Annotated in this window: 7 protein-coding genes; all 7 read right to left on the minus strand. The window is 65.7% G+C overall.

Going from position 1 to position 12,391, the window contains the following annotated elements; genetic code table 11:
* The coding region (locus EOA75_RS18940; protein WP_164747444.1) for a DUF11 domain-containing protein at positions 1-3,506 on the minus strand (3,506 nt) is incomplete at its 3' end.
* Positions 3,503-5,773 carry a hypothetical protein gene (locus EOA75_RS18945; RefSeq protein WP_164747445.1) on the minus strand — a complete coding sequence of 757 codons (2,271 nt, stop codon included), beginning with the start codon at positions 5,771-5,773 and terminating at the stop codon, positions 3,503-3,505. The genes EOA75_RS18940 and EOA75_RS18945, both read right to left, overlap by 4 nt.
* Before the next feature lie 253 nt (positions 5,774-6,026).
* Positions 6,027-6,968, minus strand: coding sequence for an alpha/beta hydrolase (locus EOA75_RS18950; RefSeq protein ID WP_127324886.1), 942 nt, complete (start codon positions 6,966-6,968; stop codon positions 6,027-6,029).
* A gap of 216 nt (positions 6,969-7,184) precedes the next feature.
* Positions 7,185-7,967 carry a carnitinyl-CoA dehydratase gene (locus EOA75_RS18960; protein WP_066996079.1) on the minus strand — a complete coding sequence of 261 codons (783 nt, stop codon included), beginning with the start codon at positions 7,965-7,967 and terminating at the stop codon, positions 7,185-7,187.
* Entirely contained in the window at positions 7,960-10,038 is a 2,079-nt protein-coding gene (locus tag EOA75_RS18965) for an acetate--CoA ligase family protein (protein WP_127324888.1), read from the minus strand. Before EOA75_RS18965 ends, EOA75_RS18960 begins: the two co-directional genes overlap by 8 nt.
* Before the next feature lie 64 nt (positions 10,039-10,102).
* Positions 10,103-11,266, minus strand: a complete 1,164-nt coding sequence (locus EOA75_RS18970) for an acyl-CoA dehydrogenase (protein WP_066996076.1) — start codon at positions 11,264-11,266, stop codon at positions 10,103-10,105.
* 4 nt (positions 11,267-11,270) lie between these two features.
* On the minus strand, positions 11,271-12,389 hold the full coding sequence (locus tag EOA75_RS18975; protein ID WP_245466675.1) for a carnitine 3-dehydrogenase: 1,119 nt from the start codon (positions 12,387-12,389) through the stop codon (positions 11,271-11,273).
* Positions 12,390-12,391 lie beyond the last annotated feature (2 nt).

Raw genomic sequence — 12,391 nt, forward strand, 5'->3', positions numbered from 1 at the left:
CATACAGCGTCTTCGAACCTGCCGCATCTACCTTCGATCACTTCGGTGCCGCGTGGACACACGCAGACGCCGCGTTTGTTGAGGAACTGGCCGCGGATGGAGCATGCTTGCGGCTTCCTGACCGGCACGCAGGCTTTGCCCTTCAACGCCGTCCCCCTCGGGCAGACGCAATCGCCATCGGCATTGCGCACCTGGCCGCGAATGCGGCACTGGCTGGGCGGCTGCTGCCTGTCGGGCACGCAAGCCTTGGCGGCGCGGTCGACATGCGTGTCCTTGGGACAGGCGCAGCCATCCGGTGTCGGCACGGCGCCGCGGATCGTGCATTTCGGCGGAGCGACCCGGCAGACGCCGTTCACCAGCTCGCCGCGCCGGCATACGCAATTGCCGTCCTGGTCGCGGTACTGGCCGGGACGCAGCGTGCACTGCGGTTCCTGCGGCTGCTCGCTCTGAACGCATCTGCCGTTTTCCAGCTCGGTGCCGCGCGGGCAGACGCAGCGTCCGTCCTCGGTCCGGATCTGGCCCTTGAGCAGGACGCAGCGCTGCGGCACTGGCAGCGGCAGAAGCTTGGTGCCGCCGGACGAGCACTGACCGTTGCGGAATGTGGTGCCGTCCGGGCAGGCGCAGCGGCCGGCCGAGTTGAGCACCATGCCGCCCGAACACTGGTTCTTGACCTCACGCTTGATGGTGAAGGGGTGGCATGCATAGGCCTTGCCGCGGTCGCCCTGCGCGTTGGCTGGGGCGTGCGACAGCACATCGCCGCCGCCCTGCACCGGCGTGTTTGGCGAGAGCACCCCGACGCAGTTCTGTCCGCTGACCGTACCCCGCAGAGTGGCAAGGCGCGCGTCGTCGGGAAGGACCACTGTGACATGATGCGTATGGCTTTCGCCGGCGCCCAGCCTCAGATTGGCGATGCAGGACGCCGGCAGCGTCGCCGGCTCCGGCGAGCAGCCGAAAGGCGGGTCGATCGCGGTGATCTTGACACCCTCCAGCCTGCCGAGACCGTCGATGCCGACCGCATCGCCGATGCGGACCGGACCGGAGAAGGCATTCGGCCCCTCATTCGTGATGGTGATCTCGAACGAGCAGGGCGCGCCTGGCTGGCATTCGTTGTCGCCGGTCTTCTCGACGCGGATCGTGGAGGCCCCACCGCCTTTCGCGCAAGCCTGGCCGATCGGATAGACGATGTCGTCGCGGGGCGCCGGCCCAAAAGAGCCGCGCGCGCAGTTCTCGAACGCGTCATTGCCGCCGACCGTCACGTCGAAGTGCCGGCTGGTTCCGGGCGCCATGACGGCGCCGGCAATCTGGCAAGACAGCGTGTTGGCGGGCACTGGCCCGCAGTTCCAGTCGGCGCCGTCCGGGGTCACGGTCCGGATAGCGACCGGCGCGCCGCCCGACACCAGCGTGGCGGCATCGTTGACCCGCACCGGACCGGTGGGGGCAGCAGTGCCGGCATTGGTCACGGTGATGCGGCAGGATACCGAAGACGCACCGGCCAGCGAGCTCTCGCACGCCTTGGTGATGCGCAGGCCGGGCTTGGCGCCATTCGGACGGCGGATGCGCTCGGTCGCGCACGCCTTGTTGTTCGCGAGGTCGACCTCGCCGGCAATGGCCTTCACCTCGGCGCAGTTCTCGACCGTGTCCGCCCGGTAGTTTGCCGGCATGACCGCCTTGACCACGATGGGCGTCGAGGCGCCCGGCGGCAGCGAGATGCCGGCATTGTCGCAGCGGAACTGGCCGGGGCCGTTCGGCAAGCAGGTCCATGGCGGGCTGGGCCCGAAGGCCGAGGAGGTCGGCGCGTCGCCCGGATAGGTGTCGATCACGGTCAGCGGCCCGTGATAGGTGCTGGTGCCGTTGTTGATGATATCGATCACGAAGCTGCAGATGCCGTCCGGCGTGCAGACCGGCATGCGGGCGCGCTTCTTCAGCATCAAGTCGACCTTCTTCTCGGCCGCAGGCTGGCACTGCGGATCGCGATCGCCACGGCGGCAGACCGGGATCGAGGCGCAGCCGCGATCGTTCTGCTGGCTGCCGAACAGCGGCTTGCCGCTCGCCTGGTAGTCATAGGCGGCGCAATTGCGCAGCACGCTGCCCTGCCAGCCGCCGGCCGGCTTGAAGCCGAGCTTGAGGACGGCGGAGGCGCCCGGGTTGAGCGTGGTTGCCGGATGGGTACAGGTCATCGGCGTCGTCCCGGGCGCGCAGACCCAGGGTGGGTTCGGTCCCGACGACAGCGCCGACCCGGCCGGCAATGTCACCTCGTCGAGCACGATCTTGCCGTTATAGGGCGCATCGCCGACATTGGTGACCGTGATGGTGAAGTCGCAGCCGCCGGACATCGTGCAGCGCGGCACCTCTGCCCACTTCTCCACCTTGAGGTCGGGCTGCTTTTCGGGCGGGCACCTGAGATCACGCGGAATGTCGATGTCGATCTCCTGCGTGCAGCAAAGTCCCCAGCCTTCCTTCGGCCCGGCATAGGTGTCGATGCCGGTGACGACGAGATGGATGGCCTCGCCCGGCGAGGCGCCGCTGATCTTCCAGTTCAACACGCCGCCGCCGGCAGGTACCTGCTGGGTGTCGGTGGCGATGGTGATGCCGGGTGTCGTCGTCGACAGCTGCACCCATTTGCCGGCCATCTCCGGACCGACCGGCATGTGATAGATGAAGGCGCCGCCGCCGGGCACGCAGTCGACCGTGCCGCGTTCGACCTTGAAGCATTCCTTGCTGGGAGGCGGAGGCGGCGGGTTGCACTTGCTCAGGTCGATCGTGATCGAGGTTTTCACGCCGGTGAGGAAATCGGCGTCGTCGGGCTTGTCTGGATCCTGCGAGGGGATCGTGGTTGCCGGGCCGCCCCTGAAGGCCACCTTCATCTCACCCTGGTTATCGACCGTTGCCGGCGCGGCGAAGGCGGCATGCTCTATCTTGGCCGTGATCCGGAAAGTGATCACGCGTTCGTCGGCAGCGCCGACGCCGTCGAGGTTCGAAGTGCTGATCCGGAAATTGGAAACGCTTGCCGTATCATTTGGACCGGCCGATGTGCTGATCGAAGCAGCGGGCAGCGGTCCGCCGGAAGCGCCCGTGCCGTCGCCGACGACGTCGACGCTGACGATCTGCAAGCCGTGCGGCAGCTGGTCCTTGAAGTCGAGCCTTGTCGCCTTCAGAAGGGCCGCCACGCTTGGCCGGTCGAAGTCCTGCGGGTCGCCATGGATGCCGAAGCTCAAGACGTATTCGACGCTATCGCAGCCTCTTAGGGCACCCTTCTTGGTGAAGAAGGGTATGATCCGCCCGAGCTCCGGATTGATGCCGCGCGATCCAGCCGTGATTTCCGGATTGGCGATCTGGCCAGCTGGTGCCTTGTCCTGCGCAACCGCCGGCACTGCCGGCATCATGGCGATCGCGACACCGGCCGCCATCAGCCAGCGTGCGCCGCGCCTGGCGTGTGACAGGGGTTTTATGACCGTGCCCATGACGGTTTTGCGCGGGGCAGGGCGGGAAAGGACGAGACCGCTCATCTGTCCCTCCTCGGCGCTTCGCACTCGACGGCCGGCGTCCTGAGCGGCAGCGTCATCTTGCAGCAAGGATAGTAGCCGCCCTTGTCCCGGTCGGACTTCCGGTAGAAGCAGAGCCCGACATTGACGGTGTCGCCCGGATTATGGCCGGTGATGCCGATCGTGTAGGGCTTGCCCGGCGCATGCGACATGGGTGAGGTCACCCCGACACCCGGTGTCTTGGACAAAGCCTTGATCGAATCGCCGCCAAAGCCGGCGTGGTCATCGAGATAGAGGTCGGCCCGGAGGCCGCGGGGCGTGCAGAAATACTGCACGTCCTCGACATCAAGGCATGGCGGCAGGTTGCCGGGCGGCGGGAAGTCCGGCGGATAGACGGGAGGCAGGAAGCCGCCGGGGATTTCCTCATAATAGCCGGCGCGGCCCTCGCAGGGGCGCCAGACCCGGACGTCGCCGACATGGCCCTGGACGTCCGGGTCTTCGAAATAGCCGTCGAAGTCGACGAACCAGGAGCCGAAGGGCGGCACGTTTACCGGCTTGACCAGCTTGCTTGGCGTGAGCTGGACGCCATGCACGGCAAGCGGCCCGCCGGCGGCGAGGCGCTCGGCAAGCTCCGGATTGTCGCGCAATTTGTCGCCGGTGTTCACGACCGTGTCGGTGCAGACCGAGGTGTCAAGATTGCCTTCGGGGTCGTAGCGGTATTGCAGGTCGACGCCGCCTGCCGACTGCCGGTTGCCCTGCGGGAAGCCGACCGCATATTCCTGCGGCACCTCGGCCCAGACCGATTCCGTTGCCGGATCGTCCGGATCCTCGCGCTGGTAGCGGATCACCTCGCCTTTGCCGGTATCGGCGAAGCGGCTGTAATCGTAGCGGTTCTCGACCGGGCCGCGCTGGGCAAGATACATGAAACCCTGATTGTCGAAGGCGATATCGGTGACGGCATAATCTTGGTCGGCCTTGACCGTCAGTTCCCAGCGCGGATCGCGGCCAAAACCCCCGTCGCTTGCAATGCCGACCGACCAGATTTCGGCTTTCTCGCCTACGGAATAGTAGAGCCGCCCGCCATGGTAGGCGACGGCCCAGACGCGGCGCGCATCCTGCGTATAGCCCCAGGTTCGGGGGTCTTCCGAATCGAAGGCAGTATCGTGGATGTCCATCACGGCGCCGTCGTCGGCGACCGGGGCCAGCCCATGCGCGGGACGCCCGGCAACGCCATGGTCGAAGCTGTCGATCAGATTGCCCTCGATATCGATGCGGTGGATGAGCCCGGTATCGAGATCCGAAGCGAAGAACTCACGATGGGTCGGATCGAAGGCGAGGTTGCCGATGCCGGGCCCGCTGTTGGCGTCGACGTCGGCGAATTTCGAGACGGCGCCCGAGATACCGTCGATCTTCCAGATGGTGCCCGGTCCGCCGCCATTTTCGATGCCGAACTGGCCGTTCATGAAGACAGCGCCGGCGGCGCCGCGGCGCTGTCGCTCAGGCCGCCCGTCCTCGTCGGCGTCCGGCGTGACGATCTCGATGCCGTGCAGCGAGGTCGCCGCCGTATAGAGGTTCGGAATGCCCGACGGCACGCCATCGCGCACGCCGTCGTCATAAGTGAGGCCGAAGACCTCGCCGATCTGGCCGGCTGTCACCTCGAAGGGCGGCGGCGTGTAGACGAGCTGGCCCGAAGCTGGGCCGCCGAGTTGCGAGACGTTGAAAATGCGCAACGAGGCCTGCGAAGTGTCGATGAAGGTTTCGTCGACCGGGTCGACGCCGGGCGGCAGGCCGCCCTTTTCGGAATCGGGAGAGCCGAAATCCGGGATGATCGTGCCGGGGAAGCCGGTCACCGCCATCGAGCCCGGATAGATGATCTGGGCTTCCTGAGCCTTTGCCACATCGCCGAGGCAAAAGCCGGCGGCCAGTGCCAGGGCAAGAATTCCGCTGGTGGTCACGATCGCGCGGCGCAAACCGCCGCCGCGAAAAGCCACGAACGAGCCGCGGTCGCGAGACATTGAGCTCCCCCCGAAGTCGTCGGAAGAACCCTCCGATTTCGCCGCGCAAAACAAGGTAAGTCGCAGCGTTCCGGCTCGTTCGTCCCTGATAGAATTGTCTGTTTTCCGCCTGTTCACGATACGCCGGGTGCCTGGCAGGGTCAACGGAATCAGCCGAAAGCCGAGCGCGTCGTCTCCATCCCGAAGCCGATGATCGCGCCGAGCTCCTGTTGCTTCCTCGGACCACCGCGGCTCTGGATTTCTGATCATACGGGCTCCCTTTCCGGCCCGCGCCATGCGGCGCCTGGCCGTCAGTCGCAGGCTGAGTCGGAAAGGTTCAATCCGGTCTAGAGCAATTCGAGAAAAAGTGTGAGCGGTTTTCCGTCCGGAATTGCGTCAGAACAACAAGCCCGAGCATTTCGTCGTTTCCGTGAAACGGTGAAATGCTCTAGGCGTCCGGCTGGTAAAGTCGCCGAAAGGAGAGCAGCGATTTTGGCATCAGCCCCGAAGCGCGGCGCTTGAATTCTCGACGCCACGCGCTTTGGCAAAATCACCAGATCCACTCGCCTCTGCCGAGCACGGAGACCGCCTCGACGATGCGGGTGAAGCTCGCGCGAGCACGACCGACCGTATGCCGGGCTCTCAAATAGCTGTGCACCAGCCCCTGTTCTTCGAACCAGTAGGCATACCCGCCGGCCGCGACGACGCGGTCGCGATAGGCCTCGCCGTCTGAGGACAGCGGGTCGCATTGGGCAGTGATCAGCACCGTCGCCGGGAGATAGGCGAAATCGGCGTCGGCGAGCGGCGACAGCGTGATGTCGCCGGTCCGGTCCACGCCGCCGGTGCGAATGTTCAGGTAGAATTCGATATCACGCAGGGTCAGCATCGGCGCGTCAGCATGCGCCACATAGGAGCCGCGCGAGCGGTCGCCCCCGAGGCTGGGATAGATCAGCACCTGGCCGGCCGGCTTCTTGATGTGACCGCGCGTTGCGTGGGCAACGGCGGCGCAGAGGTTTCCGCCGGCGCTGTCGCCGCAAAGCAGGACAGGGCAATCATAGGTCTTGGCGGCCCATTCAAAGGCGCTTAGCACGTCGTCGAAGGCGGCCGGATGCAGATGTTCCGGCGCCAGCCGGTAATCGACCGAGACCACCTCGTAGCCGGTGCGGGCGCACAGCTCGGCGCAGACATCGTCATGGCTGTCCAGCCCGCCGAGGATGAATCCGCCGCCATGAACATAGAGCACCATTGCGGCGCTGTTCGATTCCGCGTTGCTATAGATGCGGATCGGGATGCTGGCGGTCGGCGTGGCGATGGCGGTCGTTTCGACCGTCACGCCTTGCGGATAGCCGGCGAAGAACTCGCGGCACATCCGGTCGTAGATCGCCCGCTGCTCTGCGATCGTGTAGTCGATCGTGTCGGGCGGGTAACAGGAATTGGTCTTCTCGATGAAAGCCCAGGTCTCGGCGTCGATGAGGGTCTTGTAGTCGGTCATAGCGCTTGGGCCGATCGCGAAGGTCGAGCCTGAGCACCCCCCTCTGTCCTGCCGGACATCTCCCCCGCAGGGGGAGAGATTGGCAGCTTGGGCGCCGGCGATCCACCTGCGACGCTGGCAATTGGCGAAAGCGACCGTGACATCCGATCTCCCCCCTTGCGGGGGAGATGCCCGGCAGGGCAGAGGGGGGTGTGACGGAACGCCATCGTCTGCGGCCTATCTACCCTTCCACACCGGATCGCGCTTCTCCGCAAAGGCGCGGAAGCCTTCCATATTGTCCTCCGAGCCGTAGAGGATATCGACCGTCGGCAGTTGCCTGCGCGTCACCTTGTTCATGGCCTCCTGGAAGGTCAGCGCCTCGGCCACGCGCGCCGTCTCCTTGATCGCGGCGAAGACCAGCGGCGGGCCGCTGGCCAAAAGCCGCGCGATTTCCCAGACGCGGTCCTCCAGCTTCTCCTTGGGCAGCACCTCGTTGACCAGGCCCCAGCGATGCGCTTCCGCCACATCCATCCAACGGCCGGTGAGGAGAAGGTCCATGGCGATATGGTAGGGAATGCGTTTCGGCAGCTTGATCGTCGCGGCGTCGGCCAGCGTGCCGGCGCGGATCTCGGGCAGCGCGAAGGAAGAATGGTCAGAGGCGTAGATCAGGTCGCAGGACAGCGCCAGCTCGAAGCCGCCGCCCACCGCCATGCCGTTGACGCAAGCTATCACCGGCTTGTTCAAGTCGCGCAGTTCCTGCAGCCCGGCAAAGCCGCCGACGCCGTAGTCGCCGTCGACCGCGTCGCCGGCCGCAGCCGCCTTCAGGTCCCAGCCGGCGCAGAAGAACTTGTCTCCGGCCGTCTTGACGATGGCGACGCGCAAGCCGGGATCGTCGCGGAACGCCTTGAACGTCTCGCCCATCAGCCGTGAGGTCTTGAGGTCGATGGCATTGGCCTTGGGCCGGTCGAGCGTGACTTCCAGGATCGTGCCTTCGCGGCGAGTGGTGATGACGTCAGCCATTCTTCTTTTCTCCAAGCACCAGCAGTGCGTCGGCGATCCAGGCGCCCTTGCCTTCGGCGCAGACGATCAGCGGGTTGATGTCGAGCTCTTCGATTTCGCCTTCATTCTTCTGCACGAAGTCGGCAATGCCGGCGATGGCGTCGATGGCGGCCTGGACGTCGGCCTTGGGCCGGCCGCGATAGCCCTCCAGCAGCGGATAGAGCTTCAGGCCGCGCAGCGCCGCCTCGATGTCGTCGCGCGTCGCCGGCAGCATCAGGGTCACGCTGTCGCGCAGCAGCTCGACCAGCACGCCGCCGGTGCCGAGCGTCATCACCGCGCCGAACATCGGGTCGCGGGTGAAGCCGACGATCAGTTCGGCGACGCCGTCGCGCACCATGCGCTCGGCATAGAGCCCGGTGCCAAGCGGCAACAGGTCATGCGCGGCATTGCTGACGGATTCGGCGTCCTTGAGGTTCAGCCGCACGGCGCCGACCTCCGACTTGTGCGTCACGCCGAGCGTCTTCAGCGCCACCGGGAAACCAAGCGCCATGGACGCAATCACCGCCTCTACCGCGTTCGAGGCTCGCTCGCCCTTCGGCACCGGCAGCCCGGCCTCGATCAGACGCGCTTTGGCCTCGGCTTCGTCCGGCGTGACGTGGTCGCCGTCGGAAGCGCCCGCCGCCGTGGTGTCGACCGGCTGCGCCTGCGGCTCGCGCCAGGCCCAGCCGATGAAGGCGGCGGCCTGGGCGGCGTCCATCGCTTCCGAAATGCCGAACAAGGGCACCATGCCGCGCGCCATCAGCCCGGCGGTATATTCCTCCGGCAGGTTTTCCGGCAGCGAGGAGACGATCGCGCCCTGCGCCCTGTTGGTCTTCAGCGCCGCCTCGAAGGCACGCAGCGTCGCCCACCAGTCGGTGTCCGAGCAGCGGTCGGGGCGCGGGAAGTCGAGCACCAGCATGTTGAGGTCGAAGCCGCCCGACACCATGGCAGTGAAGGTGGCCGTCATCGCCGGCTCGTTGTTCCAGATGAAGGTGTGGTAGTCGAGCGGATTGGCGACCGCGACCAGCGGCCCGAGCGTCGATTTGACATGCGCGCGATGCTCGGCGCTTAGCGTCGGGAAATACACCCAGCGTCCTTCCGCGCTGTCGGCCATCACGGAGGCTTCGCCGCCCGAGCAGCTCATCGACGACAGTCTGTAGCCGGGCAGCGGCCCGGTGATGTGCAAGAGCTTCAACGCCTCGATGAAGGCCGGTATGGAATCGACGCGCGCGATGCCCAGCCGCTTCAGGAACGCGCCCGAGGCGGCATCCGAACCGGCAAGCGACGCGGTATGGGAAACCGTCGCCTGCCGCGCCTGTTCCGAGCGGCCGACCTTCATGGCGATGATCGGCTTCTTCAGCTCGCGGGCTCTCGCCGCCAATCGCTCGAAGCCGGCCACGGAATCGAAGGCCTCGATATGCAGGCCAAGCGACGTGACGCGCTCGTCCTCGATCAGACCGAGCGCCATTTCGGAAAGGCCGGTCTGCGCCTGGTTGCCGGCCGTCATCAGGAACGCGATCGGCAGACCGCGCTTCTGCATCGTCATGTTGATGGCGATGTTGGACGACTGAGTGATGATGGCGACGCCCTTGCCGCCCTCGGCCAGTCTGATCCCGCCATGCTGATCGGGCCACAAAAGCGCGCCGTCGGCATAGTTGATCAGGCCATAGCAGTTCGGGCCGATGATCGGCATCTCACCCGCGGCGGCGACCAGCTCGGCCTGCAGCCGCTCGCCGTCCTCGTCATAGGCCTCGGTCTCGAGGAAGCCGGCGGCAAAGCAGACGGCGCCGCCGGCGCCGCGCTCGGCCAATGCCTTGACCACTTCGATGGTGAGATGCCGGTTGACCCCGACAAAGGCGGCGTCCGGCGCGCCGGGCAAGTCGGCGACGGAACGGTAGGCCTTGCGGCCTGCGACCTCGTCTTTAGTCGGGTGCACCGGCCAGATTTCGCCGGCAAAGCCCATCTTGATTGATTGCGCGACGACGGCGGCGGCCTGCGCCCCGCCGAACACGGCGATCGATTTCGGGCGCAGGAGACGTTCGAGTTTATGCATGGTCATCTTTTCAGTTGAGCACGATCGTTGCCAAAACCGGATCCCGGTTTTGGCGGATCATGCTCTAAGCCCCGAACGGGCGCAGCAACGCCCGCGAAATAATATGTCGCTGAATCTCCGAAGTGCCTTCCCAGATGCGCTCGACGCGCGCGTCGCGCCAGATGCGCTCCAGCGGCAGATCGTCCATCAGCCCCATGCCGCCATGGATCTGGATCGCCTCGTCGGCGACGAAAGCCAGCATCTCGGTAGCCTTCAGCTTGGCCATCGCCATGTCCTGATCGGTGACGGTGCCCTGATCGTACTTCCAGCCGGCTTCGAACACCATCAGGTCAGCGGCCTTCAACTCCGTCGCCATATCGGCGAGCTTGAACGACACACCCTGGAACTTGCCGATCTGCTGGCCGAACTGCTGGCGCTGCGCGGCATATTCGATGGCATGCGAAAGCGCGCGCTCTGCGCGGCCGAGGCAGGTGGCGCCGACCTGCAGGCGCGTGGCGCCGAGCCATGAATTCGCCACCTCGAAGCCCTTGTGCACTTCGCCGAGCACCTGGGAAGCCGGCAGCCGGCAGTCGTCGAATTCGAGGATCGAGTTGGTGTAGCCGCGATGCGAGACGTTGCGGTAGCCGTCGCGCACCGTGAAACCCTTGGTGCCCTTGTCGACGAAGAAGGCGGTGATCTTCTTGCGCTTGCCGCGCGGCGAATCCTCTTCGCCCGAAGCCATGAATACGATGGCAAAGTCGGCGATGTCGGCGTGGCTGATGAAGTGCTTGGTGCCGTTGAGCACCCAGTCCGAGCCGTCCTGGACCGCGGTCGCCTTCATGCCGCGCAGGTCGGAGCCGGCGCCGGGCTCGGTCATCGCCAGGCAGTCCCACTTTTCGCCGCGGATGCAGGGGAAGAGATATTTTTCACGCTGCTCCGGCGTGCCGGCGAGCAGGATGTTGGACGGGCGCGCCACGCAGGTCCAGTGCAGCGCGTAATTGGCGCGGCCAAGTTCCTTCTCGTAGAGCAGCCAGCTCACCGTATCGAGGCCGGCGCCGCCGACATCGGCCGGCATGTTGGCGGCGTAGAGCCCGGCCGCGATCGCCTTCGCCTTCAATTCGTCGATCAGCTCGCGGCGCAGTTCGCCGGTGCGTTCCACCTCGCGCTCATGCGGGTAAAGCTCGTTCTCGACAAAGGCACGCGTCGTCTCGACGATCAGTTTTTGTTCTTCCGAAAGACCGAAATGCATCGCCTCAGCCCTTCTTCTTGCTTGTTTTCGCCTTGTAGGCCTTTGCGGGCTTCTCGGCCTTTGCGGGCTTCGCCATCTTCTTCGCCGGCTTGGCGGCCTTTGCTTTGTCGCCTGCCTTGGCGGCCGGCTTCGCCGCCAGCTTGGCCAACTGCCTGGTATAGTCCTTGTGAAGCGCGCCGGCGCCCCAGCCCTTGCCCTTGTTCTGCTTCGACAGCGCATCCATGATGGCGACCAGATTGTCGTCACGGATCTTTTCAAGCTCGCGGATCGAGAGGCCGTTTGCCTGCTCGTCCGACTGCGTGGCGATCAGGTCGACCAGCTCGTCGTTGAACTCCGGCACGTCCATCAGCTTGGTCCACGGCCATTTCAGGCAAGGTCCGAACTGCGCCATGAAGTGGCGCATGCCGGCTTCGCCGCCGGCGACGCGGTAGACCTGGAACATTCCCATTTGAGCCCAGCGCAGGCCAAAGGAATAGCGCATGATGTCGTCGAGTTCCTCGACGGTGCAGATGCCGTCCTTGACCAGCCACAGCGCCTCGCGCCACGCGGCCTCCAGGAGGCGATCGCCGACGAAGGCCTCGATCTCCTTGCGCACCACCACCGGCTTCATGCCGATCGAGGCGTAGATCTCCTTGGCGACCTCGATCGCCTCGGGAAAAGTCTGCTGGCCGCCGACGATCTCGACCAGAGGCAGAAGATAGACCGGGTTGAACGGGTGCCCGACGACCAGCCGCTCCGGGTGCTTCTTCATCGCCACCTGCATGTCGGTCGGCTTGATGCCGGAGGTGGAGGAGCCGATTATGGCGTTGGCCGGCGCATGGGCGTCGATCTCGGCCAGCACTTTGTGCTTGAGGTCGAGCCGCTCCGGCACGCTCTCCTGGATGAAATCGGCATCCGCCACTGCGTCGCCGATCGTCTTGGCGAAGGTGAGCTTGCCTTCTTTGGGCAGGCCGTCGGGCAGCATCTGCTTGTAGGCGCGGCGTGCGCCCTTCATCACCTCGCCGACTTTGCGCGACGCCTCGGGATCGGGATCGAAGATCGAAACATCGATGCCGTTCAAGAGCAGGCGCGCCACCCAGCCGGCGCCAATGACGCCGCCGCCGATGGCGGCCGCCTTGTTGATGA

The sequence above is a fragment of the Mesorhizobium sp. M1A.F.Ca.IN.022.07.1.1 genome (assembly GCF_003997575.1).
GTDB lineage: Bacteria > Pseudomonadota > Alphaproteobacteria > Rhizobiales > Rhizobiaceae > Mesorhizobium.